Source organism: Phyllobacterium sophorae, from assembly GCF_003010965.1.
In the GTDB taxonomy this organism is placed as follows: Bacteria; Pseudomonadota; Alphaproteobacteria; order Rhizobiales; family Rhizobiaceae; genus Phyllobacterium; species Phyllobacterium sophorae.
In genome coordinates this window covers 180,040-206,269 of sequence record NZ_PGGM01000005.1, presented here as the reverse complement: position 1 = coordinate 206,269, position 26,230 = coordinate 180,040, and the positions used below count along the sequence as shown (strand labels likewise).

The window sequence follows — 26,230 nt, the reverse complement described above, 5'->3', positions numbered from 1 at the left end:
TCTTCACTTCATGCCGCTAGCTTCTGCGGATGGTTCAGCGTAGGGCGGCTTCATGAAGATAGCGATCATAGGCATCGGCTTTGTCGCCGACTACTACATGACGACGCTCGCCAACTATCCGCAACTCGAGCTCGGCGGTGTCTATGACCGCGATCCGGTCCGCCTGAAGCAATTTTCCGATCACTACAAGGTCTCGACCTATCCGAGCTTCGAAGCGATCCTCGCCGACGAGGAGATTGTTATAGTCGTCAATCTGACGACACCGGAGAATCATTACTCGCTCTCGAAACAGGCGCTTGAGGCGGGAAAGCACGTCTACTGCGAAAAGCCGCTCGCCATGCGCTATGAGGAAGCCGCGGAGCTTGTCGCCATCGCCGAGCGCCAAGACCTTACCCTCGCTTCTGCACCGGCCAACGCCCTGAGCGCGGCGCACGAGCTCGTCGCCGGCACGCTGGATAAAATCGGCAAACCGCGCCTGGTCTATGCCGAGATGGAGGACGGGCCGGTCTTCCGCGCCAACTGGCAGCAATGGCGCTCGGTGTCAGGTGCGCGCTGGCCGGGTCTGCATGAATTCGAAGTAGGTTGCACGCTGGAACACGCCGGTTATGCGCTGTCCTGGCTGGTGTCGCTGTTCGGTCCGGTCGAGAGTCTTTCAGCATTCTCGGCGCTTACTTTTCCCGACAAGGGGCCCGAAACGGAGGCGATGGCCATGGCACCGGATTTCTCCGCCGGTTGTCTTCTGTTCCGTTCGGGGGTGATTGCTCGTCTTACCTGCGGTCTCGCCGCACCGCGCAACCGTTCCCTGACGATTCTCGGGGACGGGGGGACCATAACCGTGAATGATCTTTGGGATCATCGCTCGCCCGTCTACCTTGAAACGGTCACAGCGGGCCGCTCGCTGCGCACGAGGCTCTTCGAGCGACTCGAGATCCGCCTGAAGCATTTCCTCCCCTGGAAGCCGCTGCCTGGCCGTAGGCTCTCCTACGAACATTCGGCGAAGCCCTCGAAACTTCCAGCTTATCCTTCGCAGATCGATTTCGCTGGAGGCATCGCTGCTCAAGCCGCCGCCATTGAACTCGGGAAGCCGCTGTTTTCGTCGGGCAGGGTCGCCCTGCACATCACTGAACTGGCACTTGCCCTGAACAATGCCGGTTCGCTGCCTCAGCCGTACAGGATGCAGAGCACTTTCTAGAGCTTGATGACCCGCTGCGTCGCCGGCTGCGACAGCACCATGTTGATGGCGCGCAGGGCGTTGACGCTGTCCGAAAGTGGCATGACGGTGGAGGTGTTTTCGCCGCGGCGAATCGCATCCATGACTGCCAGCGCTTCGAATTGCAGCCCCGAGCCTTCAAACGGGTGTTCTTCGGCCGCCCGCCCTGGAACCGGGAGCCGATCAATTACCTTGCCGATGAATCCCGACGGGCGCGTAAGCGGTCCGAATGGCGGGGTCAGGGCGAAGCCATGATAAATTGTCAGCCGCTGCGCTTTCAGGAAAGGCGCGTCCAAGCGGATCGCGCCCTCCGTTCCTTCGATCACAAAATGATTTGCTCCCTCCGTATCGAATCCACAGGAGAGCTGCGCCTCCGCTTCGTCATAGTGCAGGTTGATTTCCGAGCGCATGTCGATGCCGTTTGGCGCAGCATACCACAGGCCGGAAACTTTCTGCGGCTGACCAAGGAAATGCATGGCAAGCGATACGCAATAAACGCCGAGATCAAGGCTGGCACCCCCGCCGAGCAAGCGGCTGAAAAAACGGCTCTCGGGCTCATACGCACGCGTATAGGCGAGTTCGGCGGTAATCTTGCGGATGACGCCGATCTCCCCCGCGTCGATCTTCGCCTTGGCGGCCGCCACAGCGGGCAGGAACCTCGTCCATAGCGCTTCCATCGCAAAGACATTCAACCGTTCAGCTTCGCGCTGGATCACCGAAGCTTCCGTATGCGACGGGGCGAGGGGCTTCTCGGTGAGGATAGCTTTGCCGGACCGCACGGCCTTCAGGGCCTGCGCCAGATGCAGCGAGTTGGGGGTGGCGATATAGACGGCGTCGATTGACGGGTCGGCAATGAAGGAATCGAGATCGGAATAGGCGAGTCGACTCCCGAAGGCCTCGCGAAAACTTTCCGCATGGGCCATGGTCCGCGAGTGGTTGGCCACCAAGACCGCACCGGGAACAAGCTTGAGATCGGACGCGAATCGCCGGGCGACTTCGCCGCTGCCAATGATTCCCCAGCCAAAAGCCTCGCCCTTGGCCACTTTCTCCCCCGTTTCATCCATAAGATACGAATCCTGTCTCCAACAGCATCAACAAACGCATCAATGCATGCCCTTTGCAAGAGGCAGAAAAACGGCAAAAATTTCGTGAGTTGATGCTGGACAGCAGGATTTTTAGTGTTATAACCCACGCGCTTCTGACGGAAAACCAACCCCGTCGAAAGGCTTGCCGGATAACGGAAACGCCATGGAGTGCCCAGATAGCTCAGTTGGTAGAGCAGCGGATTGAAAATCCGCGTGTCCGTGGTTCGAATCCGCGTCTGGGCACCACTTCTCCATCGACCGATATGAGTATCTCAAACCGGAGATGCGCAGCATTCCAATACGGCTGCTGTTTTCATGTTCACGGGCGAGCCGGTTCGCGGACCACCGCATTCAGTCCGCTTTCAATCGAATTCTGCAGCGTTTCGATCTCGGTTGGTTGCAGGCGTGGGGACGCCTGCAACCTCGAAATTACAGCGGACTCAGAAATTCGCTGCCGATCGTTACGAGCGTGGAAAGTTCGCTCAAGAACGCCAGGCCAACCAGTGCGAGTGAAGCGAGATACGCCTCCGTCGGGCTGGGCCTGGGTGTTGGACGCAACGCCGCTCCGTTGCTTCTTACGCCAGCGGACCCATATTGCTGTGAAAAGACCACCGCCTCGGTCCGGTTCGTGGCGTTGAGCTTGCGCATGATGTGCGAGATGTGCACCTTGATCGTGTTCTCCGACAGATCCAGCTCGCTGGCGATGATCTTGTTCGGAAGGCCGCGCCGCAACGTCGCCAGGACCTGCTTCTCGCGCTGTGTGAACGCAATCGTTGATGCATTCGTGAGGGCAAACGATTCATCCACATCGCCATTGGCCGGCATGGGCAGCGAAGCGATAATATCGGACGAACCAGACACCGATTTCGGACAGGTTCCCTCTTCGGCCAGCATCGACCGCGGATAGTAAGCACCGCCGGCCAGGATCAAGCGAATGGCCGCAAGGACGACTTCGACTGGGGCGGTGTTTGTCGTATAGCCTTTCACGCCCCACCGGGCGACTTCTGCGATCGTCGCATCGGTAATCGATGCTTCGTCAAGCTGGGTCAGGAGCATGAGCGGTGTGTCGGGCCGCAACTGGTGAATATAAGCAAGATTTATCGAAACCCACTCATCGGTCAGTTTGCAGTTTTCTATGTTCAGGACTGCAAGGTTGATGTTCTTCTCGATGATACCCACCAGTCCGTCCGATGTTACAATGTCGTGGATGGCGACTTCTGGAAGTTCTCCTCGCAGGATACGTATGAGACAGCTTCGCGATAATGTCTGGCAATCGATTATGACAATTGAAATGTGGTCATTGGCAATACTGTGCATATCATTGAAGCCGTGCACTTCGGCGGCAAATGAGACTGACATAGGTCCCCCCTTACGCTTTCCCCGTTTACTCCTTACAAAGATGCGAACCCTCGGATTTTTTTTTGACAGTATAATACCGAATTTGAGGGCAATTAGCTACCTGCAGTTGTGTTTGCGTGAAATACCTCCAGATTCCATCGACTTGCGGCGAGTTTCAAACATCTCGGTTCTGCAAAATGTGTAAGTCTTGCCCCTTGGTTCAAGGCTTCTTCTAGACCATGACAAAATCCGCATGCACGACGGTCTCCTGGTCAACGAATGCCGTTTGCGAGGCGTCCACGTCGAGGTCGATCTCACCGTCCCGGCCCGTAACGCCAACGACGGCTGTTTCATCGGCATAGGCCGCCTGGACGACGTCAACCTTGGTCGTGATTATATAACGCTCTTCAAGTTCGTCCTCGATGTCGATTTGAACATGGACGTCCTGATCGAGTTCAATAAACTGGTTCACCTCGACAGTGCCGCCAGGCGGTCCATCGCTGATCTCCATATCAATTGCCGTGTCCTGTTCGACTTCGATTGCATCGCGCAGGAACAATTCCACATAGAGAACACCATCCTCGTCCCAGATATTGATATCGATCCAGATATCCTGGTCGATACGCATGTCCTGGTCGAGCAGGACGGAAAAGTGTCCGTCGCCGTCGATGGTGAACGAAATGTCCACGTCCTGATCCATCACCAGTGTCTGGTCGATATGTACGCGTGCGACCACTTCTCCGACATAACCGCTGACGAAGATGCTCGCGTCCTGTTCGACCTCGGCATACTGCGTGACATTGATCGTATGAGCGTCGTCTGGTTCGCCAGGCGCACCAGGTATACCGGGCGCGCCAGCAGCCGGACTCGAAATGGGGCTGTCGCCGGCGTGACTGGATGCGCTGGGCGCCTGTCCGGCATCGGTATTGTGTTCAAGCTCGCCGGTTGCTCCCCGGATCGTGAGCATGACTGGCCTGCCCTCGAAGAAACTCTGGTCCAGCGGGATAGAAATTTCGTGAACTGTAGCTGCGTCGACGTCGCCAACTGATTGCGCAACGGAATTGTTGGCGGGCGCCGGCACCGGATCTCCGGGCGATGACGTTACCATTCCGTCCTTATCCGTTTCCAGTTCGACCGGCGGCGCGTTTTCTGCCGATGGTATTTCAGAGGGGTTTGCCTGGAGCGGGACATTGGCCGCCGGCGTGGGATCGCCATCAAATTCCGGTGGCGCTCCCGTAATCTCATCCAGATGTAATTCGATGAGAGGCAGCAGATCGCGTGTACCCTTATCAGTAAAGAACATGAGAATTCTCCCCCTGTCCCAAGGAGCCCGTCAATTCGATCAGACGCTCGTCCATGGTTCAATCCTCGCGAAAGGCCCGGTTGAAACTATCCAGCACAGGGCGCAGCATATAGTGGGCGACCGTGAATTCCCCCGTATTGATCATCACTTCGACTGGCATGCCGGGCATGATCTCCACCTCCGGCAGATTGCGCAGGGATGTCTCGTCGATACGAACCCGGGCGGTGTAGTAGGCACGCTCCGTTTGCTTGTCGATGAGACTATCGGCGGAGACATAGGTCAGGACGCCATCGACCGGAGGTACGCGGCGGTGCTTGTAGGAAAGGAGACGGACATGTGCTTCGAGGCCGGGACGAACCAGGTCGATATCCTCCGGCTTGACCAGCGCTCGCACGATCAGCTGATCCTGGCGCGGGACAAGGTCAAGCAGGGGCTCACCGGCTGCAACGACCCCGCCCGGCGTGTGAATCCGCAAGTCTGTTACAGTGCCAGCCTCGGGCGCGCGGACAACGGTACGGGCGAGTATGTCGTTTGCGGCCTGGATCCGCTCGGCCAGCTGAGAAATCAGGGCCTGCGTTTCGCGAAGACTTTGCGCAACCTCGCTGTGCTGGTCGCTCTGCAGCTTGAGGATCATGGCCTGCGACTCGCCAATAGACTGCTGCGAGCGGGAGATCTGTGACTGAAGGTCACCAAGCCGTCCGTCGATCTCTGCCTGTTCGCGTTTTAGCCGCAGCAGTCGCACTTTTGTTTGCAAGCCCTTGGCCACCAGCGGTGCCACGCCGGCAACTTCCTCCTTGATGATCGACGCACGTTCCTTTGCTGCCTCTATCTGGAACCGCAAACCGGCGATTTCCTGTTCTGTTTGAGCCTTGCGCTGCTGAATGACATCAATCTGCGATGCCAGGAGGTTGCGGCGTGTTTCGAATATCTTGACTTGCCCCCCGATTATCTCCGTGAACTGGGGGGTCTGAGCTACCTGCCCGGAGGCCCGCGGAAACTGGATCGCCTGCCGGCCGTCACGTTCTGCCAGCAGACGGGCTTCCAGAGCTTGTGCTTCCCAGAGCTGCATCTGCAGTACCAGGACGTTGGCCTGGGCCCGCATGTCATCGAGACGAATGAGTGGCTGTCCGGCCGTGACTTCGTCGCCATCTTTCACCAGAATGCGTCCGATTATACCTCCTTCCAGATGCTGGATGGTCTTGCGGCTGGACTCCGCCTCGATTGCCCCGCCGGCAATGGCGGCGCTCTCCAGTGGTGCAAATGATGCCCAGGCGCCGAAGCCGATCACAAATATGCCAACGATCGCGAACGCGGTGACGGCGAGAACGCGCAGATGTGCGAATGGTGTTGCGCCGAGCTCCCGTTTCGCAGCGGCACGGCGCGGTGTGACATTGTTGCCGGAGCCATTTGCAAACGTGCTGGCCCCGTTGAACTCGCTCTTTGGGAACAAGCCAGTCCGATCCGCAGGTGCACCGCTTTGCACGGGCACCGTAAGGGCCCGGTGGTGTGTGGGTTGAACGCCAGAGCCTCGCGCTGCACCCATGACTGACAAAGCACGCCGGACAAGGAGGCGCATGGGGTCAAGCACCCTCAAGCTCAGTTCGGTTGTGGTTATTGCAACACTTTTTTTGACGATGGTGTGGAAGCCCGTCACGATCGATCTGATGCCGGAAAACACCCGGCCGGCGATATAACGCATCGGATCCAGCAACCAGAGGCGAAGTATCGACATGGAAGCCGCCGCGATTTTTCTGATGGCAAGGCCGGTGCCCTTCACACGAGCGCTGACAGCCGAGATCGAGCGCACTGCCAATCGATGCAGGCCGTGCAAGCGTGTCATGCGCGGTTCTGCGGCAACTGCAAGGTGGCTCGCTTCGGCGTGATTGGAAGTTTTCATGATACGGCCCCCTCGGATTGTTCTTTGGCAACGGACCCATTTGACGCGTCAGACGATCCTGTCGTCCCTTTGTTGCTCAGCCGTCTTACGCTCCTGGTCGCGGCGGTGATCCGCGGCCGCCTCACGGGGATGCTCGTGCGGCCGGTCCTGATTTTCTCGGCAATCTCCCGGCGGTTGCCGAAGGCGTTGATGCTGCCATTATCCAGGACCAGCACCTTGTCGGCCATGTTCAGAATGCCAAGGCGCTGCGCGATGATGATGACGGTCGATCCGCGGTTCCGCATCTCCTGAATCGCCTGCCGCAGCGCTTCTTCGCCATCGGCGTCAAGGCTGGCGTTAGGCTCGTCCAGTACGAGCAACCGGGGGTGGCCGAAGAAGGCCCGGGCCAGACCGAGCCGCTGCCGCAGTCCCCCGGACAGGCGCATGCCGCCATCGCCGATATTCGTTTCGTATCCCATGGGAAGCCGCATGATCATTTCATGCATCCCCACCATGGAAGCCGCCGCAATCACCTCTTCCGGCTGCGCCTCTTGCAAGCGTGAGATGTTCTCGCGAACCGTGCCGCCGAACAGTTCAATGTCCTGGGGCAGGTAGCCGAAGTGCCTGTGTCCCCCCGAGGCAAGCCAGATACCTACGTCGGCACTATCGAGACGCACGTGCCCTGCGGTTGGCACGATTGTTCCAGCGATGAGTCGGCCGAGTGTCGATTTGCCTGCTCCCGAAGCGCCAACCACGCCAAGGACTTCGCCGGGATTGAGTACAAATGTGAGCCGGCGCAATGCGGGCGCCTCGGCGCCAGGAGGCAGGAATGTCAGCCGTTCGATCGAGAGTTGACCATTCGGGCGCGGCAGCTGCATTGCTTTTCGCGTTTTTGGAGCGGCCGCCAAAATCTTGCGCAGACGGTCATAGCTCAAGCGCGCGCTTGTGACTGCCTTCCAGGTATTGATTGCGCCTTCCACTGGTCCGAGCGAGCGGCCGAGAAGGATCGAAGTCGCAAAGATTGCCGCCGGGCTGATATCGTGCAGGATTACCAGCCAGGCGGCACAGGCCATCACAATTACCTGGGCAAGCAGACGTATGAAGCGGGCAATCGCCTGGATCACGGTGGCACGCCCGGCGGCGGCGAGTTGTGCCTCTTTCGCCTGATATTGATCGTGATGCAATGAGCGGGCAACGCCCGGCAGCATGCCCATGGCGCTGATGACCTCGACATTGCGCAAAAGCCCTCCGAACCGGTGCTGGCTCTCGACCCACGCTGCGCTCGAACGGGCAAACAGCTTGCGGGTTACCATTTCGTTGAGCAGGGCCAGCGCGATAAGGACTATTGAAGCCCCAAGGCCGATTATGCCGAGAAGCGGGTGCACCAGGATCATGGCCAGGATGAAAATCGGCGTCCAGGGAAGATCGAACAATGCGGTGCAGGCTGTACCGGCGAAAAAGCTCCGCAGACCGCTGATATCGCGCCAGGCCTGGCCGGCGGCCGCTGAATCACTGCGCAGCGCCGAATGGACGGCGGCATTGAGCACTGGAGCTTGGAGTCGATCGTCAAGCCAGGAACCGATACGGTTGAGCATTGAACGGCGCAACGCATCGAGAATCGCGTTGACGGCCAGCGCGGCAATGACAATCAAAGTCAGCATCGTCAGCGTGTCGAGACTGCGGCTGGAAAGAACGTGATCATAAATCTGCAAGAGATAAAGGGGGACCGTGAGAGCCAGAAGGTTCACGAAGAAACTGAGCACAAACACTAGCAGCAACGAGGGTTTGCAGAGATCGAATGCACGCTCTATTTCGGTCGTTGCTCGCGTTTTCATCCAAGAGAGAGCCATGGCTGAAATGTCTCCATGTGGCTGTCACAACGGCGGAAAGCGTCCGTAGCCGCGCTGTTCCTCGCTGTCGTTAACCGAAAGGGCCGGAAATGCGGCGCCCGGATGTTTCCGGGCGCCGCAATCAGAAGCGATCAACCGAAGTCGAAATCGAAATCGAAATCTATGTCGGCATTCTGTTCGCCAACTTGATCCTGATCGACATCTACGTCGACTGTCTGATCCTGATCGACGTCTACGGCGTTCTGGTTGGCTTGGTCGACATCGTTGTCGGTATCATTGTCGTTGTCGGCGTCGCCATCAGCGTCGGCATCAGCAGTCGCGTCGGAATCTGCGTCGCCATCAGCATCAGCATCAGCGTCTGCGTCGCTATCATCATCCGCGTCAGCATCAGCATCAGCGTCGTTGTCGGTATCGGCATCCGAATCAGCGTCCGCATCAGCGTCGTTGTCCGTGTCTGCGTCCTGATCGGAGTCGTTATCGACGTCCGAATCATTGTTATTGTCGATACCGACGTCAGAGTCCTGGTCGGTATCGACGTCTACATCCAGATCCTGGTCCTGGTCGAGGTCCTGATCGATGTCTGCGACAAAGTCGAAGTCAAAATCGTTGTCTTCAAAATCACCCATCTGCTTACTCCCACATTTGAGGAAACCCGCTCCATCGAACCAACCCCCGGAGCGGATCGATGGTCATGACGCGTTTCAATGCGGTCATTAGGCAACCATCGATGCGATTCAGGATGTCTGTTCAAGGGGATGGAAAAAAGCTGCCAATTGGCATTCGACCGAACCGGCAATACCGCAGGCTCAGGGGCTCGTTCAGCTGTGCTGATTAGCTTATCAACCTGGGCTGAATGGGTTATCTAATTGGGTGAGGGTTAACCTAATCCGGTGACGCCCTTCGGTGTTCCGGGCTTCCGGGAACCATTTAGGTGACCTCCCAGCGTCGGCGTTCAGGCGTCGATGTCGCCCAAGTCAACGACAACATCGATATCGCCATCAATACCGGCGAGTTCGTCAAGGGCGACGCCAAGGCTGGTGGCGTCATCATCATCCTCTCCATCGACGATCGCGCCCACTATCGCTCCTACAAGCGAAGCCACGTCGACATCGACATCGGCGTCGAGATCGTCCCGGACTTCCACGTCGACATCGATGTTGTCGTCGCTTTCGGTGTCCTGGTTGACTCCCACTTCAAAACTGTCCTCGTCATCGTCGTCCACGTCGACATCCGCATCGCTTTCTATTTCGATATCGTCCTCGACATCGATGTCTATTTCGACGAGTATCTTCCCGTCATCGCCTTCGCTGACTTCGACGTCGACTTCGATTCGCTCATCAACTTCAGGCCTTTGATCAGTATTGATATCGACGGCCCGGCCGCTCGAGCCATCCGTGTCACTATCAACGTCTGCATCCTGATCAAGCTCGCCGTCTTGATCGAACTCAGTATCGACTTCGACGGTGACGGGTTGTGAACCGATGATTGTCACGTCCGTGTCGACATCGTCGTCAAGCTCGGAATCCTGGCTGACGTCGATTTCGAGGTCATCTGCATCGTCGTCCTCGCTGAAGTCGATATCGTCCAGGTCCTGATCAACCATCGTGTCGTTCTCGTCTTCGTCAGGTTCCATCGCACGTCTCTCCATTGCGTGGCCGTCGGCCAGCCTGAGTGAGGCAGGGTCCCATCTTTCGAAGAGCACGCATAGATGCCAAGTTTGGCGATGCCGCATAGCCGTGGATGCGGTAATAGAGCCCTCGGGATTAGCTCAGCGGTAGGTGAAATCGCATTTTTCGTGTCAAAACGACCCGATAAGCTTAATCCCTACGTTTGCGATATATCAGGAAACGAAAGTGATCGAAGATCATTTGCTGATCGAACTACTTTGGAAATCTTGGCTGGATTCCTGCAGGTTGGCGGTCCGCGGTCCGCTGCGCCACCGCCCTGGTTTTCGCTGTCGTGAAAGCGCAGCCTCGCTTTGAAAATTGAGCTCCTGTGCGTAGCCGGCTTTCCGACGAAGAAAGACTGGCGGTTGATCGGCTCGTTATAGCCGCATCAAGCTTTTCCGCCGAAAATTAGTTTCCAGCCGAAAGAAACCGGTTTCACCCAACGGTCGAATATTTGCACTTGTAGTATTTTTGTTACCTTGTCCGGACATTCTGACAGCGGGGGCCCGCCGCGAAGCGGCGCATTTCGACGCTGGTTGTTGAGCGGCAAAACGCTGGAAATTATGGAGATTGGGGATTTTAACGGGAAAAATACTGCTAAAATCAGCAGAAACTTAATTCGTATTTATTAGACTTTTTGCTGATGCCCCCTATAGAGAACTACTTCAAGCTATAGTAGAGTTAAATTGCAAGAGGCATGGAACTAACTGGAATAGCAGGGCATAGGCATATAGAAAATCAAATATAATCCGGGGTTTAGGTCGGAATGAAGCTGGCGGTTTTTGGAGAGGCAACTGTTAGTCTGGGCGGACAACTCGTCCCGCGTGTACCTGCGAATTTTCTTCGCATCATCGTCTATTTGCTCTTGGCGAACGACAACCATTCCATTTCCCGCGGAAAGCTTTCGCAGGTCCTCTGGTCCGACACGGACCAGGCACACGCCTCGATGAACTTGCGCCAGAGCCTGGCGCGCATCCGCAAGTTCCAGGAACAATACGGGTTGAACCTCATCGAGGGCGACGCGACCTATGTCTACCTTAACCTGTCGCAGGTGAAGGCTGAGCTTCTCCGCATCGATCTGCTCGAATATATTAATCTTGCGCGCAAAGGCGATATCGAGTCCGTCCTTGGCCTCTGCGAGCTCTACACGGGCGATCTTCTCGCCCAGAATGAACCGCAAAATTCCGATTTCGACGAGTGGCTGGATGTGGAGCGCGTCAGGTTACGCGACGATCTGATCACGATGCTGCTGGGAATGGTCAACAAGCCGGCGGGCGTCAGCATCGATGAAAAACGCCAATGTGCCCGCAAGCTGATCGAGATCGACCCCTATCAGGAAGTCGGCTACCGAACCTTGATGCAGACAGCATCGCAACTGGGCCTGATCGCCAAGGTTGAGCGGACCTTCCGCGAATGCACGAAGAAGCTGCGCGACGATCTTGATGTAGAGCCGGAAGAAGAGACGATAGAGCTCTATCAGCAGCTCTTGCCCAAGCTCTCGCCGACGACGACGCGTGCGCTCGTCATGGCGCAACCGAGCGTTGCCCTGCGTGGCAACGGTATCGAAATTCAGACGCCCCGTTCGATCCTCGCTGCAAATCAGATCGAGCAGAACCGGCAGGCAGGCCTGCCGAGGGTCATCGTCCTATATCTGCCGCACAATGCATCGGATCCGATGGAGCAGCTTGCGGCCTCGCTGGTCGACGATATCACCATCGGGCTTTGCCGCCTGCGCACGCTTTCCGTCGTCGCGCCCTATACATCGAGCAGGGTGGTGAATGAATCATCCATCGACAGCTTTGGCGGACTGAGTGAACAGTTCGGTGTGAACTACGTTGTCGACAGCAAGATCGTTCGCCGCGACGGCTTCTGCTTCCTGTCGGTCAAGTTGATCGATGTAGCCACTCAGGAAATCGTCTGGGCCGAGAAGCAGAAATTCGATTATGTCCTGCCCGAGCAGCAATACCGCCAGCTGTCGATCCGCATCATCCTGTCGGTCGTATCGGTCATCGAGAAGTCGGAACTCGACCGCTACAACAAGCTGTTCCAGGATCCGAATGCGTACTACTGGTATCTGATCGGCAAGCGCGAGATCGACAAGTTCGATCTTCCGAAATTGCGTCAGGCACGGCAGTCCTTCAAGAATGCCTTGACCGCCTCACCGGATTTCGTGCCGGCGCTGAGCGGTATCGCGCGGACGATGCAGAAGGAGTGGCTGATGCTGGCGCGCAGCGAAAAGGACATCCTGCTTGAGGGCGAGCAGATCGCCAAGCGCGCTGCACCGGCCGATCCGGACGACGAGCGCCCCTTGCGTGAGCTCGGCACGATCAGCATGTATCTTGGCAAATTCGACGACAGTCTCGAATATTTCGACCAGGGCGAATCCATCAATCCGCAACATGCCGATCTACTGGCGGACTATGCTGATGCGCTGACGCATTATGGTTGGCTGGAGCAAGCTGTCGAAAAAATCCGCCAAGCGATTGCCCACAATCCGCTGGCACCCGATTATTATTACTGGGTGGGAGCTGGTGCTCTTCACGCGTTGGACAGGCATTCCGAAGCGGTCGCATTCATTGAAGAGATGAAAAATCCTCGCGTGGCATCCCGACTTATGGCTGCATGCTGGGCGATGCTTGGCGAACGCGAAAAGGCAGATGAGTATCGGAATTTGGCGCTCGAAGATAATCCGAACTTTCGGATTGACGAATGGACCAAGAGCATGTGCCTCAGATTACCAGAACAACGCAAGAAATATGAGACTTCGTTGCGGGAAGCTGGCTTCCAATAACACTTATCAAATCAACGGTTCTTCACTCAACAGGGGGCATCTTCATGGCGAAATATTTCATTATCGGCGAGACGGGCGAAAAGGAATTGTGGCTCGTTGATATCGACAGCCGCACAGTCACGCCGGTTACGGAAGCGTCACTCAAGAGTTCTACGGGGGCTGACTCTAACTTGTTGCAAGAAATAAACAGGGCCCGGACGACTGGTACTACAACAGTGAAGGGCATTAACATTGCCATTGCCGCGGGCACTCGGACTGGAGCAAAGGCGCAATCCTACGTTGTAGATGATTAAGACAGAATGGATATCTACACGAAATATATGGGTAAGAAATAATTAAATACTCTGGTTTCATTGACGTATGCAAGAATTGGAATAACCTTTCCGCGTGGGCTCTCCTCTTGGAAAGGTTATTCGCATGGCAAAGTTTTACATCATTGACGAACCAGAGACGAACAAGCTTTGGCTTATTGATCTGGAACAGCGTAGCGTCGAATGTCTCGACAGAGATGTTATAAATTCAACTGGCAGGGCAGGCAGCGATTTCCTTGCGACGATAGGCGGTCAAAGAACCATCGTTGCGGACAATGTACGGAGCGATCCTTCGGAGCGGGCTTACTCGTTTGATGGCCGTAGTGATCCCTCGGAACGCGCCTATTCGTTTGATGGCCGTAGTGATCCCTCGGAACGCGCCTATTCGTTTGATGGCCGTAGTGATCCTTCGGAACGCGCCTATTCGTTTGATGGCCGTAGCGATCCTTCGGAACGCGCCTATTCGTTTGATGGCCGTAGCGATCCTTCGGAGCGTGCCTATTCGTTTGATGGGCGTAGCGATCCCTCGGAGCGGGCTTACTCCTGTGATGGCCGGATCAATCCGTCGGACAAATCATTTTCAGCGGGTCCCGCTGCGATAAACTGAAGAATGTTGTAAACAGCTATCCGGAGTTCGGATGGTTTTGTGATGGGTGCGTATTTGCGGGCTGATGGAGTGGCAATGAAACCATTGGCCGGGATTCCGGTTCCTGACCGGCTGGTGGCAGACGAAGCGAACCTTCGTTCTGCTTTCCGTCCTGACGAACCTTCGTCGACACGACTGATCGATGCGGACGAAACCGTAAACCGGTTGCGGCCACATTTTTCTCGTTTGGGCATCGTCCGGATGGCCGAAGTCACCGGCCTCGACCGCATTGGCATCCCGGTGTGGATGGCGGTCCGGCCAAACAGCCGGACTCTCGCCGTCAGCCAGGGAAAGGGCGTCAGTGCGGCCCATGCCCGCGCCTCGGCCGTAATGGAAGCTGCTGAGATCGCTATTGCCGAAGATATACCGCTCATCTCTTTCGCCGCAAGCCGCCGTGAATTGCTCGACGCTGGGCATTCGGTATTTGACGGCCGCATGCTGTTGATGCGCGGTGCCGATGAGCCCGGGCCCGACGTGGCCGACTATTGGCTCGAAGGTTTCGACCTGTTGAAGCAGAAGCCGGTGTTCGTGCCGCGCGAGCTTGTCTCGCTCGATTTTACCTCGGCGCGGCGATCCTTCCACTATTGCCAGTCGACAGACGGCCTCGCCTCAGGCAATTGCCTGTTGGAGGCGGTTATTCACGGATTGTGCGAGCGCGTGGAACGAGACGCGACCGAGTTGTGGCGTTTCCAGCGCGACACGGGCGTGCAGGCGCACTGCGTGGATCCGGCCGTTTTTGCCGATGGCAGCATTGACTGGCTGGCGGAGCGTATCACCGCTGCAAACTTCGTCCTGCGCCTGTTCAACATGACTTCGGATATCGGCCTGCCGGTGTTCATGGCGACGATCAGTCCGGCCACGCAGCACGGCACTTATCTGCACTTCGACCTGGCTGCCGGTTATGGCTGTCATCTTTCGCCGCGTGTTGCCGCCATGCGGGCGATCACTGAGGCGGCGCAGACGCGCATCACCAATATTTCTGGCGCGCGCGATGATTTCGACCCGTCGGAATATCACCAGCGTCTCGCGCCCGATCTCGGCGTTTATATTCACGCAGAACCTGCCGGCCACTGGCGGTTCGAGGAGCCCGAGCTGCATCTGCGCGCCAGCCTCGAAACCTACCTCGAACCGCTGCGCCAGCGCGGCATTGGCAGTGTCGTCGCCGTGCCGCTTGGCGGTGAGGACTATGGCATGTCGGTCTGCCGCGTACTGGTCAATGAGCTTGAAAGCCCGGCGGGCACGCGCAAGCATCGCTTCGGCGGACGTGGTCTTAACGCCATGTTGCGGCAATAGGAGCGGTGATGAAGATCCTGTTTGCAGGTCCAAGTCTTTCCGGAACTGAGTTCGTGCCCATGCGCACCGGGGAAGACCGCGTCCTGTCCGAGTATGCGCTGACCTGCCGTGGTCCGGCGAAATGCGGCGACATTACCCATGCGGTCGATCAGGGCTTTCGCGTCATCGGTCTGGTCGATGGCCGGTTCGAAGACGTCGCTGCCGTCTGGCACAAGGAAATCCTGCACGCGTTGTCGGCGGGTGCTACGGTTTATGGCGCTGCCAGCATGGGAGCCTTGCGCGCTGCCGAGTGCCATCCCTTTGGCATGATCGGCATCGGCACGGTGTTTGAGCGTTACGCATTTGGTGGCTTGGAAGACGATGCCGCTGTGGCTCAGGTCCATGCGCCGGCCGAGTTCGGCTATGTTGCTTTCAGCGAAGCGATGGTCACTATCGACGCTACGCTTGACGCAGCATTTGCCGCCAGAGCGATTACTGCCGAGGAACATGGTTTCATCCGCGCGAAAGCCGATGCTGTCTTTTTCAAGGAGCGCACCTGGCGGCGCATCTTCAACGTCGTGTCGCCCGACATCGATGGGGCGGCCGAACGGCTGAAGCCGCATATCCGCAATATCAAGCGCGAAGATGCAGAGGCCTTGCTCGATGTATTGCTCGACCGCAACAGCGTGGCGGCACCGGAACTGGGTTCCGATTTCGCCGGATGGCAGTTCAATGCAACGTCGCAATGGCGCAAGCTGAGGGTTTAATCAGGACTATTGAGGGCGTTCTAATTGCGCCTAACCCCAATTAATTATTCCAATCCATGGAAAATGTGCCGGAAATTGCATCCGAGTCACGCTGACGTAACGGGGGGGGCCATAATCTCAACCCGTGGTCGCAAGTTTAACGCATGAAAACAAAAACAAAAAAAGCATTCAAGCGTGTGTGGGAGCAAGCGGGCAGTCAGTGGGGGACCTACGCCGGAATTCTATAGTTAGTAAATTAGAATTTCGGCGTAGCACTGCCTCCATCGGACCTTAATCAATTCGGCTCCATCCCAATCCCGACAACGCACAGTAACCATTTTACGCGCGTTCTAGCGCGTTTCACGATTCAGGCTGTGTGGAAAAACCGTAGGCGGGATACTACTCGGATTGTTCGGTGTGATCATCACCGGCGGCAAGCCATTGTACCAGGATGGCTACCGACATCGGCCCAAGATTGGGTATCAACGTCAGATCCAGCTGCCTGGCCCAGGCACGCTCAGGCTCCCAGTCGGGTGGCATATTCCATGGAGTACCGCCATATTCGATCCAGAGTGCATTGACGATCCGTGAATGCACAGTCTTTGATGGGCAAAATGTCTGCAGACGGTTGCGCATAAATACCCTTGGGCAAATGTTGCGTGAAATTGCATGTTGGTGTGGCCGTGGGCAGGGCCGGTGCTATGCTCGGCGGTTGCCCTTCGCGACGGATCCTGGTCTGCAACGGATGAACGCTTTGCCACATGTGGCCGGGTTAATACCCGCCAATGCCTGGAACTGAACGATGTACCCGGCAATCGCTGAAATGATAGCCGCTGCTCCGGCGGAAAAGCGGCTTATTAGCGGCGTGTTCTTCTTCCACTGTTCAATCAGTGGTTCTGGTCTGTACAGCATAATATAGGCCCCCCAACGACCTTTCATTTCTCAAACGCAACCCTGCCGCTTCAGCGCGAAGCGAAGGATCTTACTTGTTGGATCGTGCCCGTATGGTCAGCGATCCGCATAAATCTTCTTCCCCCAAGAAGTACCAAAATAAGTTATTCAATATAAAATTGGTTTTATCCAAATTAATGAGAACTATATTTTGGATTTTCCTTATTCGCACTCAATTTGGTTCCGTATCACAAATAAGTTATAGTATATTGCCTTTTCGTCAATAATTAATAGTGATTAAAACCGGCCGCAAACACGTAGCGATAATTATTGATGGCCGCGAAGGATTTACTCCCATGCTCCGACGGCGACATCGATTCCGGTGGCGTTGCCGTATGGCATTGTTGGATTTTGACATTCAACCTGCCTCGCCGCAGCACGGTTCAGACCTGAATATTTTTTTGCTTGATGAACGACCAGATGGACCTGTTCACTTCGATAATCGCATCGATCGTTGCTTGAATGCGCTGCAGCTCCTCGTCGTCGAGCGCTTCGACCTTTCCGTATTTCAAATTGTCATTCATGTCGACGATCCGCATCAACTGCGTCGACGCCATGACGCCCGATTCGTCGAACGAATAAATGCAATGGTTGTATTTGTTGCGCAGCCTTTGCTCGCGTGTCATCCGGCTGGTGATTTCGAGAACCGCGGCTTTCGACTCCGGCGTCGTAGAGCTGATCTTTGCCAACCGTTCGAGCAAATCAATGCGCGCTCGCGTCGTGTTCAGCGTCAGGAAAATGACCGTCGCCGCTTCTTTGTTCGTGTTGAGCAGGTGGGCAATCAGGTAGATGAACAGGCTTTCGGTGTTCGTCCACGTATAGTTCAGTTTGCCCACCAGCATCAGTACGTCATTGATGCGGGACATCGCGTTAGATGGCCTGACCCATCGCGTAAGTGTTTTCCGGTCGCACGATCGGCGTACCGTACGCTTTAAAAGGGGGCCGGAACTCCTCCTGGTCAATGCTATCCCGGTAAACTGCCGCCGCCTGGGTACGATTGTGAACACGCAGTTTGCGAATGAGATTGTGCACATGCACCTTTACGGTGTGTTCCGAGAGCGCCAGGCGATCAGCGATGATCTTGTTCTGCAAGCCCTCCGAAAGAAGCTCCAATATCTGATGCTCGCGGAGGGTCAATGTCTTCATTGGCCCGGCACCGCCCTTTGCTTGATTGTTGTGCAAGTGCGCCTTGCCGGCTGCTGCCTTGTCCATTGAGCGCACGATGGTGGACGGATAATATTCACCGCCATTCAACAAAAGCCAAACCACGGCCAGCCAGATATCGAGTTTCAGACTGAAGGGAAGAAGCCCCTGCACGAGTTTGCTGTCAAACAAGGTGTTGAATTCATGGATACCGGCATTGTTTTCATCAATCATGAGCGTGATGGAAGCGTTCGGGAAACGTTGCTTGCATCGCGCTACACAATCAGGGAGATCGAAGACGAAACCTGCGTGGGCATGCACAAGTACAAGGCCCGTTTCAGCGTCAGTTTCATCGGACTCTGCAAGTTTGCTCGACAAGCTGACTTTGAGATCCGGGAATGTTCTCTCTAGTGATTGGACCAATCCCTGAAAAACGACGCCAGATTCGGCATAAATGAAGATGCCAGTCCTGAATTTTGTTTCATTGTCATTCTTCGACCCAAGTTGAAGATGGTTCGATACTGTACGCTGTGTTGTTCCACTCATAATTTTCCCCTATACCCTTTATTGAGAGAAGTATTTTCTCTCCGGATTTGTGTTCTCTTATTGTTTTTTATTTGGGTAAGTTCTTTCTATTCAGTTTTTATGCGCTGCCTAAACCCAACTATCCGTGTTGATTACCAAAGAATTAATAAATCGCGCGTGACGTGGCCGTGACCAGGCAAAAACCTAGCATTTAATTGGGTTTATGAGGTCCTCGAAGCTCGCGCCAGAGCATTAAACACTCGGTCCTCCGGCTGGTTTTCTCGACAATATTAACTATGGGCAGCAAGGCTTTTTAATCCTTCGAAATCAGGTTCCAAGGCGCCCGCTCCGAAATGCTCTTGAAACGATTGCATTTTTTTGACTTCAGAGGTGAATACCCGCTGATCACAGCCTAATCCCGCACCTAAACAGAATTGGTAGCTTAACGTCTGGCCGCTTTGGGATTAACGTTACAAGGCTTGGGCGCATAGTTGTGTGTGGGGATGTCCAAGTAGTAATCCCGTGAAAAAAACAAAATTGAACACCATTGGCAAATAGTATCCAGAATCACGCTGGTGCTATGTAAATAAATGACGTCTGTTTTCAAAAAAAAGCATGCGGCGCTCGCAATATAACCTCGTTTGAAATGCATAGAGGTTCTTGCTGGCTCCGACCACAATAAAATCGGAGGGCTTTTTATGAGTAACGGTAAGAACAACAACTACAATTTCCACCCGGGTGGCGATCCGTCAGCGAGTGCAGATGCCGATGCATCAGCGGTGGCTGCCGCACTGGCCCTTCAGTTACAGGGGCAAGCTCAGGGGCAACTGGAGGCTCAGGGGCAGGGGCAAGGACAGGGGCAAGGCCAAAGCCAGGATCAGCATTCAAGTTCGGACAATTCGAACTGGAATGGCAACGGTAACCTCAACGGCAATGGTAACCTCAATGGCAATGGCAATCTGAATGCCAATGGTAATCTGAATGCCAACCTGAATGAAAGTGATAACCACAATACCAATACCAACACGTCGGAGACGACCGTGACTGTTGATGTTGGCGTGAACTTGGATGGGTATCTGCCTACTGACAATGATTTTGCAGATCTCGATCTGATTAATACCAATTTCGACAACATGTTTATCACTGACTCCGGCAGCATCAACTTCGATCCGGGCAACGATGTCGACTTCTCGAACATCTTCAACAGCGCGTTTAACGGTGCGGGTACGAACACCGGATTTGCTGTTAACCAGGTGGCAGATCTGGTCGACAATGACGAGCTCGCTCACGTCAGCCAAGACAACTCGGGCAGCGTAACGCTGAATGCAACCGGGGGTGCTGCGACAGCGGGTGATGGTATCGGAGCTGGTGGCGATGGTGGTTGGGACAGCTGGTTTGGCAACGACGGCGGCGGCGCACATGCCGACGACGACTTGGCTGGTTCCAGTGCAGCAAGTGCTGCAGCCAACATTACATCGACAGCGTTTACGCAGGAAATAGTTCTCGGCGCCAATCTGCAGCAGAACGCTTTCGACGCTACCGTTATCAACGGAACCTACACGCACACCACCATCAGTGGCGACAGCGAGTGACGGTAACACGCAGGCATTCTGCCTGAATTGACATTGGTCTGCGCAATCTTTGCGCAGACCTCTTTGTCAGCAAGGTGGCGGATTGCCGTGAAATTTAGCGGGGACCATCATAATGCTCGGTTTTGGTGATCAGATTTCAGAATCGATTGCTCACTTCATAGGCTATTTTCATACATCCATTGAGGCTGCGAGAGCACGGTTCGAATACCGTGAATTCGAAACGACGCCAGCGAAGGAGCCGGACTTCAATGACATCCTTTCAGTTCAAACCAATCCGACCCAGTATTTGAATCCCGGATCATTTGAACCGGATATACACTACGCTCCGCCCGTGTGGTCGCCGCTTGGTCAGCCGGCCATGCCATGGGTAGATATCGATACGATTGAAATGGATATCTCAGGACACAGGTCCCCGCAGCCCCTGCCGAAGCACCACGCTTCAAGCTCACATCATCCAAATCCACATAGTGTCGAGCAGGAACCGTTCGTTGGGCCAGGCCCTTCCGAGACATCGCTTGTCCTGAAGCAAACCAATCATATGCAAGACAACGACGTCGTGATCATGGGTGACCACGCCCCCGTTAATATCGACTTTGTTGATGATGCGGCCTTTGCGCATTTGTCCGCCAATGCTTTTTCCATTTCGGAGCCGTTTTCGTCAGCTTCCATCCCGGCTTCTGGGGTTGAGTTGGCCCAATTCTTCGCAAATCAGTCGGCGTTTATCCACGCAGCAGCGACAGGACCGCTGGCCCAGACGCCTGGTGTAACGGTGGTCTCCGCGCCCACGATCGATGGTCTCTTTGTCAATGGTTCGCAAGTGGCAGGTCCACCGAGTTTGATCGATGCAATCCCGGAAGCCATCAAGCAAACCGATCACAGCAGTTCACAGGCGACGGTGACAAGCCAGCCGGCGGTGATCAATGGGACCGACATTGTAGGCTCCATAACGGTTCAGGCCGGCGCCAACCTCATGGTAAATGAGGTGGTCCTGCAAAGTCTCGATACCGTCAGCGCGCATTTTGCCGTCGCAGGCAACTACTGCCGCATTGATGTTGTCATTCAGACCAATGCATTTAGCGATGTGGACACGTTCCAGAACGGTTTTTCGGCTCAGCAGTCAATGTGTCAGCCATCGACCAATGCAATGAACATTGCCAACTTCGTTCATCAGGTTGACGACCTGCAATCGGCGGATGCCTCCGGCAACGCTTCAGCATTTCCGCAAAACTGGCAGATTACGCTCATCAGCGGCGATCTGATCCAGATGGATTGGATCTCCCAGTACAGCTTCATTTCCGACAATGACATGCATGTGCTTTCGGCGACCGGTGCCTATACCACAATCATTACCGGCGGAAACATGGCAATCAATTCGGCTTCCTTTGCCGACCTTTGCACTTCCTATGATCTCGTGCTCATCGGCGGCGATTATTACGATGGCAATTTCATCTTCCAGACCAATATCCTGTTCGACAACGACACATTCACGTCGGGTGGCGCCGCGAACAATTACGATGGCGCTTTGTCGACAAGCGATAACCTGTTGTGGAACGCCGCCAGTATCCAGAATGGGGACACCATCAATTGGGTGAGCGGTCTTCCGGACCATTATCTGCAGGCTATGAACGGGCTTGCGAATGGCGATTATAAAATGCCCGATGGTTTCCACCATGATCAGAATTTCCAAGGGTTCGAAGGCCTGAGCGTTCTTTTCATATCCGGCAATGTCTACGATCTGAACTATATCGAACAGGTCAATATCCTCGGTGATGCGGACTACGTTGCACACTTTGAAGACGGGATCCTGACCGCTTCATCCGATACAGTATGGGATATCAGCACGGGCTCGAACGCTTTGATCAACGTCGCCGTGATCGTCGATGACGATACGCACGGGGAGGGCACGTCCTATGTGGGAGGTGCCGTTTATTCTGACGCCATATTGATCCAAGCCGAAATTATCGTTTCCCAAACCGCAATACCTGCGACCGGCCAAAGTCAGCCGCTGGCAAATGAAGTGGTGGCGTTTCTCGACCATGAAACGGACGCGCCGGCAACAAACGACCACGCCGCTCCTATTCACGTTCCGGACACCACCCACTCGGTCGATGTCATGCAAACGGTTCTCGCATAGGAACGATGATGCGCGGAGGGAGCGAGAAGCATGAAATATGACGAGCAGGCCGAAGTGCGGTCCACATCCTCGAACGCGCCGCAGGCAATGGCTGCCCGCGAAGAACTCGATGAACTGCTGGCCGAAATGGAAAGCACGATTACCATGCTGTTTCGGCAGGAGACGGATACCGACCTGCCTGTCCCGCCATTGCCAGTAAAAGTCGCCGAAGCGGCAACTGCGGATGCAACGCCCATCCTGAACATGGTCGAACCTGCGGCGAGTGAATTGGTGGTTGGCGAGACCCCGGCCGATTCGGTGGACACCGCGGTAGAGGAGCCGGCAAAGGCTGCGAGCGCTCCCCACTTCCAATCCACAGCCGCGAACACCGCTGCTGCAGAAGTCGGGAAGGTCATTGAAGGTGATCGCGGGCCGCTCAGGATTCGGGAAACCGGCCATGGCGGCGGCTTTCACAAGCGTACTGCAGCGGTCAGCTTCAGCGACAGCTTCAACAATGGCGTCAGGGCCGTCCGTAAGAACCTTGTCATCGTCATGGGTTTCACGGTCTTTCTGAACGTCCTCGTCCTGGCAATCCCGATCTATCTTTTCCAGATATCCGACCGCGTCCTTACCAGCCGTTCGACCGATACGCTGATCATGCTGACGCTTGTCATTGTCGGAGCCGTCGTTGTTCAGGTCGTGCTCGATGCGATACGCCGCTTCATTCTTATGCGCACGGCAGTCGAGGTCGCGGTGCAACTGGGTGCGCCGATCTTGAGCGCTGCAGCGCGCGCTTCGCTCAACGGCAACGGAAAAGACTATCAGGTGCTCGGCGATCTGCAGCAGCTGCGCGCCTTCCTGACTTCGGGCACGCTGCTGTCATTTTTTGACGCGCCGATTGCACCGATTTTTCTCTTGGCAGTTTTCCTGGTGCATCCACACCTTGGCTATATCGTCGTGGTCTCGTCACTCATTCTCATCGTCATTGCCTTCATCAATCAGCGGGCAACCGCCGCTTCCTTTGCCGAGGCGACCAATTATCAGAGCCGGGCCATGCTGCATCTCGACTCCATGTCGAGGAACTCCCAGATTATCAATGCGCTGGCGATGATTCCGGAAGCGGTACGCATTTGGGGCCGCGACATGGCAGGGTCATTGCGTTCGCAGGTCAAAGCCCAGGATCGTAACATCGTCTTCGCCACCATATCCAAATGCTCGCGCTTGCTCACGCAGGTCGCCATGCTTGGTTGGGGTGCACATCTGGCGATCGACGGGCAGCTGACGGGTGGTATGGTCATCGCCGCGTCGATTATTGCCGGTCGTGCGCTCGCGCCGATCGAAGGCGCGATCGAGGGCTGGAACAATTTCATCCAATTCCGTTCGGCTTTTGGCCGTATCCGCAATCTTTTGCAGACTTCGCCATTGAACTTTGAACGCTTGCGCTTGCCGGACCCGCAGGGCCGACTTGACGTGGATCGAATTCTCTACGTTCCGCCCCCCAATAAGAAAGTCATTTTGAACGGTATTTCCTTCACGCTGATGCCCGGCGAGTCCATGGCGATCATCGGCAATTCAGGTGCCGGGAAGACCACCCTCGGCAAAATGCTGGTTGGATCGATCTTGCCGACTTCTGGAAGCGTTCGTCTTGATCTGATGGACTTGCGAAACTGGGATCAGCGGCAGTTCGGTGAAAACATCGGCTATCTTCCACAGGATGTGCAGCTCTTCCCCGGTACGATCAAGGCAAATATCGCCCGGATGCGCGACGATGTAAGCGACCAGTCGATTTTTGACGCTGCGGTGCTGGCGGACGTTCACGAACTGATTGCAGGCTTTCCGCAAGGCTATGAGACCGTCGTTGCTGCCGATGGCGCACCTTTGTCCGGAGGCCAGAAGCAGCGCATTGCGCTGGCGCGGGCATTCTTCGGCAATCCGACCCTCGTTGTGCTCGATGAGCCCAACTCCAATCTCGACTCCCAGGGCGATGCCGCCCTTACCAAAGCCCTGTTTCATGCAAAGAAGCACAAGATAACCGTCGTGACGATCACCCAGCGGCCGGCTCTGCTCAACTGTGTCGACAAGATCATGGTTCTGAGCAACGGCACGGTGACGATGTTCGGTACGCGGGCAACAGTGATGGAAGCACTCTCACGCAAGAACAAAGAGGCGGATTCGGTTCCAATCATCCGAGCCGCCGAATAGGTGAATGGCGATGGCCGCATCAAACATAATGAATAACCTGGAATGGTACGACGGCGTTCCAAGATCAATCAGGCCCTATACAAAATTCGGGATAGTGCTGATCTTCGTCTGCTTTGGCGGCTTCGGCACGTGGGCTGCAACCGCACAACTTGCAGCTGCAGTCATCGCGCCGGGCAGCTTTGTAGCCACAGGCAAGAACAAGGTCGTTCAGCATCTGGAAGGCGGAATTATCAAGGAGCTGCTGGTCCGAGAAGGTGACCGTGTCAAGGAAGGTGATGACCTTGTCCACCTTGACGAGACAGCGCCGCGCGCCAATTCGCAACAGCTGTTCCTGCGCCAGGCGCGTCTTGAAGCAATCCTCGCCCGGCTTCATGCCATTGTCCACGGCGAAGATCGCTATCAGCCGCCGAAGATCATCCTGGAGAATATGGCCAATCCGGAGATACGTGCCGTCAACGATAGCCAGAGCGACAATTTCAATGCGGCCCATGCAAAATATGCCAATGAACTCCAGATGATGCAGCGCAATATCTCGGCGCTGGAATTCCGCCGCATCGGGCGTAATGCGCAGATTGATGCAACACGTAAACAGGTCCTTCTGCTCAATGACGAGTATGAGGCCAAGTATTCGCTCTATAGAAAAGGGCTCATGGCCCGCTCTGAGGTCAGCGTTCTCGAACGCGCCATAGCGGATGGCAACGGCACGATTGCGCGGCTTGACGCAGAAATCCAGGAAGTCAACGCGCAGATCGAGAAATTCCAGAAAGAAATGATACAGACGAAGGATACCGAAAAGCAGGCGGCGCTTGATGAGGTCCAGAGCGCCGAAGCCGAACTCGACACCGTACGCGAGCAGTCGCGCCAGGCGGAAGATATTCTGAGCCGCACCGTGGTCAAGGCTCCCGTTTCGGGCACGATCATCCGTCTCTATTATCATACGCCGGGCGGGGTCATCGAAAGCGGAAAGCCGATCATCGAGATTCTTCCCGCAGGTGTACCGCTCATCATAGAGGCGCAGATCCCCCGCATGCAGATCGATGAGGTCAAGGAAGGCCAGGTGGCACATGTGCGCCTGAGCGCGCTCAACCAGCGCACGACGCCGATCATCAACGGCCGGGTCGACTATGTGTCAGCCGATTCCGTAACTGACGCCACAAGCAACCAGAAGCAGGAGGTCTATCTGGCGCGTGTCAGTATTCCTGCGGACGAGCTTGCCCGGATCCATGGCTTTACGCCAACGCCCGGAATGCCGGCGGATATTCTCATCCAGACTCACGAACGTACATTCTTCGAATATCTTGCAAAGCCGGTGATCGACAGTATGTCACGCGCCTTCAGAGAATCCTGACCCGGGTCATCCCTCTGACAAATGGCGGCCGCGGGTCGCGAACGCCATTTGTCTGAATTCCATTGTGCAGTTAATTGCAGGCTTGCCAGGCGATCCGGCGAATATCGGTGCGGGCAATGCCAAGATCGGCAAGATTGCGATCGGTGCAAAGGCGCAGTTCGTGCAGGTTCTGCCGGTACTGACGGTACTTTTGAATACGGTGGCGAAGGCTCATGGTTCATACCCCTTTATGTTTTTTTGCCCTCCCTGAAACAAAATATG

At 55.7% G+C, this 26,230-nt stretch carries 21 protein-coding genes and 1 tRNA gene; 12 read left to right on the top strand and 10 right to left on the bottom strand.

Annotation, left to right across the window (positions count from 1 at the left end):
• The first annotated feature begins 52 nt into the window (after window positions 1-52).
• Window positions 53-1,192, top strand: coding sequence for a Gfo/Idh/MocA family protein (locus tag CU103_RS13555; protein ID WP_106664460.1), 1,140 nt, complete (start codon window positions 53-55; stop codon window positions 1,190-1,192).
• Here the strand turns inward: CU103_RS13555 and CU103_RS13550 are convergent.
• Complete coding sequence (locus tag CU103_RS13550; protein ID WP_106664459.1) at window positions 1,189-2,274, bottom strand: Gfo/Idh/MocA family protein; 1,086 nt, start codon at window positions 2,272-2,274, stop codon at window positions 1,189-1,191. The genes CU103_RS13555 and CU103_RS13550 overlap by 4 nt on opposite strands.
• 191 nt (window positions 2,275-2,465) lie before the next feature.
• On the opposite strand from CU103_RS13550, the gene CU103_RS13545 reads away from it, so the two are divergent.
• Window positions 2,466-2,541: transfer RNA gene (locus CU103_RS13545), tRNA-Phe, on the top strand.
• A 183-nt stretch (window positions 2,542-2,724) separates the two neighbouring features.
• On the opposite strand, the gene CU103_RS13540 is transcribed toward CU103_RS13545, so the two are convergent.
• The 4 genes from CU103_RS13540 to CU103_RS13525 all read right to left on the bottom strand — a co-directional run bounded on the left by CU103_RS13540 (window position 2,725) and on the right by CU103_RS13525 (window position 8,662).
• Entirely contained in the window at window positions 2,725-3,654 is a 930-nt protein-coding gene (locus CU103_RS13540; protein WP_106664458.1) for a helix-turn-helix transcriptional regulator, read from the bottom strand.
• Window positions 3,655-3,865: 211 nt separating this feature from the next.
• A complete protein-coding gene (locus CU103_RS13535) occupies window positions 3,866-4,936 on the bottom strand; it encodes a hypothetical protein (protein ID WP_106664457.1) in 1,071 nt (356 codons plus the stop codon).
• 58 nt (window positions 4,937-4,994) lie between these two features.
• Complete coding sequence (locus CU103_RS13530; protein ID WP_245448771.1) at window positions 4,995-6,833, bottom strand: HlyD family type I secretion periplasmic adaptor subunit; 1,839 nt, start codon at window positions 6,831-6,833, stop codon at window positions 4,995-4,997.
• Complete coding sequence (locus CU103_RS13525; protein WP_106664456.1) at window positions 6,830-8,662, bottom strand: type I secretion system permease/ATPase; 1,833 nt, start codon at window positions 8,660-8,662, stop codon at window positions 6,830-6,832. Before CU103_RS13525 ends, CU103_RS13530 begins: the two co-directional genes overlap by 4 nt.
• Before the next feature lie 89 nt (window positions 8,663-8,751).
• Between CU103_RS13525 and CU103_RS13520 the strand changes: the two genes are divergently transcribed.
• Window positions 8,752-9,357 (top strand): hypothetical protein, encoded by a 606-nt coding sequence (locus CU103_RS13520; protein WP_106664455.1) that lies wholly within the window; start codon window positions 8,752-8,754, stop codon window positions 9,355-9,357.
• Between the two features lie 257 nt (window positions 9,358-9,614).
• Here the strand turns inward: CU103_RS13520 and CU103_RS13515 are convergent, their stop codons facing one another.
• Complete coding sequence (locus tag CU103_RS13515; RefSeq protein WP_106664454.1) at window positions 9,615-10,295, bottom strand: hypothetical protein; 681 nt, start codon at window positions 10,293-10,295, stop codon at window positions 9,615-9,617.
• A gap of 800 nt (window positions 10,296-11,095) precedes the next feature.
• Between CU103_RS13515 and CU103_RS13510 the strand changes: the two genes are divergently transcribed.
• The 5 genes from CU103_RS13510 (at window position 11,096) to CU103_RS13490 (ending at window position 16,116) form a co-directional block, all read left to right on the top strand.
• Window positions 11,096-13,120: a BTAD domain-containing putative transcriptional regulator gene (locus CU103_RS13510; protein WP_106664453.1), complete on the top strand. Its 2,025-nt coding sequence runs from the start codon at window positions 11,096-11,098 to the stop codon at window positions 13,118-13,120.
• A 44-nt stretch (window positions 13,121-13,164) separates the two neighbouring features.
• Window positions 13,165-13,413, top strand: coding sequence for a hypothetical protein (locus CU103_RS13505; protein ID WP_106664452.1), 249 nt, complete (start codon window positions 13,165-13,167; stop codon window positions 13,411-13,413).
• Between the two features lie 124 nt (window positions 13,414-13,537).
• Window positions 13,538-14,038, top strand: coding sequence for a hypothetical protein (locus tag CU103_RS13500; protein WP_106664451.1), 501 nt, complete (start codon window positions 13,538-13,540; stop codon window positions 14,036-14,038).
• A gap of 75 nt (window positions 14,039-14,113) precedes the next feature.
• Window positions 14,114-15,370, top strand: coding sequence for a YcaO-like family protein (locus CU103_RS13495; protein WP_162707223.1), 1,257 nt, complete (start codon window positions 14,114-14,116; stop codon window positions 15,368-15,370).
• A gap of 8 nt (window positions 15,371-15,378) precedes the next feature.
• Window positions 15,379-16,116: a TfuA-like protein gene (locus CU103_RS13490; RefSeq protein ID WP_106664449.1), complete on the top strand. Its 738-nt coding sequence runs from the start codon at window positions 15,379-15,381 to the stop codon at window positions 16,114-16,116.
• Between the two features lie 378 nt (window positions 16,117-16,494).
• On the opposite strand, the gene CU103_RS13485 is transcribed toward CU103_RS13490, so the two are convergent.
• The 3 genes from CU103_RS13485 to CU103_RS13470 all read right to left on the bottom strand — a co-directional run bounded on the left by CU103_RS13485 (window position 16,495) and on the right by CU103_RS13470 (window position 18,735).
• Complete coding sequence (locus tag CU103_RS13485) at window positions 16,495-16,731, bottom strand: hypothetical protein (RefSeq protein ID WP_106664448.1); 237 nt, start codon at window positions 16,729-16,731, stop codon at window positions 16,495-16,497.
• Window positions 16,732-17,429: 698 nt separating this feature from the next.
• Complete coding sequence (locus CU103_RS13475; RefSeq protein WP_106664446.1) at window positions 17,430-17,912, bottom strand: hypothetical protein; 483 nt, start codon at window positions 17,910-17,912, stop codon at window positions 17,430-17,432.
• 4 nt (window positions 17,913-17,916) lie between these two features.
• The gene (locus CU103_RS13470; RefSeq protein WP_106664445.1) at window positions 17,917-18,735 is read right to left on the bottom strand and encodes a helix-turn-helix transcriptional regulator; all 819 of its coding nucleotides are present in this window, start codon (window positions 18,733-18,735) and stop codon (window positions 17,917-17,919) included.
• 677 nt (window positions 18,736-19,412) lie between these two features.
• Between CU103_RS13470 and CU103_RS31075 the strand changes: the two genes are divergently transcribed.
• From CU103_RS31075 to CU103_RS13450, 4 genes are all read left to right on the top strand, one after another.
• Entirely contained in the window at window positions 19,413-20,306 is an 894-nt protein-coding gene (locus CU103_RS31075) for a hypothetical protein (RefSeq protein WP_146147793.1), read from the top strand.
• 112 nt (window positions 20,307-20,418) lie between these two features.
• On the top strand, window positions 20,419-22,440 hold the full coding sequence (locus CU103_RS13460) for a hypothetical protein (RefSeq protein WP_106664443.1): 2,022 nt from the start codon (window positions 20,419-20,421) through the stop codon (window positions 22,438-22,440).
• 87 nt (window positions 22,441-22,527) lie between these two features.
• Window positions 22,528-24,621: a type I secretion system permease/ATPase gene (locus CU103_RS13455; RefSeq protein WP_410010370.1), complete on the top strand. Its 2,094-nt coding sequence runs from the start codon at window positions 22,528-22,530 to the stop codon at window positions 24,619-24,621.
• A 10-nt stretch (window positions 24,622-24,631) separates the two neighbouring features.
• Window positions 24,632-25,969, top strand: a complete 1,338-nt coding sequence (locus CU103_RS13450; protein ID WP_106664602.1) for an HlyD family type I secretion periplasmic adaptor subunit — start codon at window positions 24,632-24,634, stop codon at window positions 25,967-25,969.
• A 70-nt stretch (window positions 25,970-26,039) separates the two neighbouring features.
• Here the strand turns inward: CU103_RS13450 and CU103_RS13445 are convergent, their stop codons facing one another.
• A complete protein-coding gene (locus tag CU103_RS13445) occupies window positions 26,040-26,183 on the bottom strand; it encodes a DUF1127 domain-containing protein (protein WP_106664441.1) in 144 nt (47 codons plus the stop codon).
• Window positions 26,184-26,230 lie beyond the last annotated feature (47 nt).

Excerpts from the sequence above, each read along its gene's own strand:
- CU103_RS13555 (WP_106664460.1), top strand. The coding sequence starts at position 53 with ATGAAGATAGCGATCATAGGCATCGGCTTTGTCGCCGACTACTACATG.
- CU103_RS13550 (WP_106664459.1), bottom strand. The coding sequence starts at position 2,274 with ATGGATGAAACGGGGGAGAAAGTGGCCAAGGGCGAGGCTTTTGGCTGG.
- CU103_RS13540 (WP_106664458.1), bottom strand. The coding sequence starts at position 3,654 with ATGTCAGTCTCATTTGCCGCCGAAGTGCACGGCTTCAATGATATGCAC.
- CU103_RS13535 (WP_106664457.1), bottom strand. The coding sequence starts at position 4,936 with ATGTTCTTTACTGATAAGGGTACACGCGATCTGCTGCCTCTCATCGAA.
- CU103_RS13530 (WP_245448771.1), bottom strand. The coding sequence starts at position 6,833 with ATGAAAACTTCCAATCACGCCGAAGCGAGCCACCTTGCAGTTGCCGCA.
- CU103_RS13525 (WP_106664456.1), bottom strand. The coding sequence starts at position 8,662 with ATGGCTCTCTCTTGGATGAAAACGCGAGCAACGACCGAAATAGAGCGT.
- CU103_RS13520 (WP_106664455.1), top strand. The coding sequence starts at position 8,752 with ATGCGGCGCCCGGATGTTTCCGGGCGCCGCAATCAGAAGCGATCAACC.
- CU103_RS13515 (WP_106664454.1), bottom strand. The coding sequence starts at position 10,295 with ATGGAACCTGACGAAGACGAGAACGACACGATGGTTGATCAGGACCTG.
- CU103_RS13510 (WP_106664453.1), top strand. The coding sequence starts at position 11,096 with ATGAAGCTGGCGGTTTTTGGAGAGGCAACTGTTAGTCTGGGCGGACAA.
- CU103_RS13505 (WP_106664452.1), top strand. The coding sequence starts at position 13,165 with ATGGCGAAATATTTCATTATCGGCGAGACGGGCGAAAAGGAATTGTGG.
- CU103_RS13500 (WP_106664451.1), top strand. The coding sequence starts at position 13,538 with ATGGCAAAGTTTTACATCATTGACGAACCAGAGACGAACAAGCTTTGG.
- CU103_RS13495 (WP_162707223.1), top strand. The coding sequence starts at position 14,114 with ATGAAACCATTGGCCGGGATTCCGGTTCCTGACCGGCTGGTGGCAGAC.
- CU103_RS13490 (WP_106664449.1), top strand. The coding sequence starts at position 15,379 with ATGAAGATCCTGTTTGCAGGTCCAAGTCTTTCCGGAACTGAGTTCGTG.
- CU103_RS13485 (WP_106664448.1), bottom strand. The coding sequence starts at position 16,731 with ATGCGCAACCGTCTGCAGACATTTTGCCCATCAAAGACTGTGCATTCA.
- CU103_RS13475 (WP_106664446.1), bottom strand. The coding sequence starts at position 17,912 with ATGTCCCGCATCAATGACGTACTGATGCTGGTGGGCAAACTGAACTAT.
- CU103_RS13470 (WP_106664445.1), bottom strand. The coding sequence starts at position 18,735 with ATGAGTGGAACAACACAGCGTACAGTATCGAACCATCTTCAACTTGGG.
- CU103_RS31075 (WP_146147793.1), top strand. The coding sequence starts at position 19,413 with ATGAGTAACGGTAAGAACAACAACTACAATTTCCACCCGGGTGGCGAT.
- CU103_RS13460 (WP_106664443.1), top strand. The coding sequence starts at position 20,419 with ATGCTCGGTTTTGGTGATCAGATTTCAGAATCGATTGCTCACTTCATA.
- CU103_RS13455 (WP_410010370.1), top strand. The coding sequence starts at position 22,528 with ATGGCTGCCCGCGAAGAACTCGATGAACTGCTGGCCGAAATGGAAAGC.
- CU103_RS13450 (WP_106664602.1), top strand. The coding sequence starts at position 24,632 with ATGGCCGCATCAAACATAATGAATAACCTGGAATGGTACGACGGCGTT.
- CU103_RS13445 (WP_106664441.1), bottom strand. The coding sequence starts at position 26,183 with ATGAGCCTTCGCCACCGTATTCAAAAGTACCGTCAGTACCGGCAGAAC.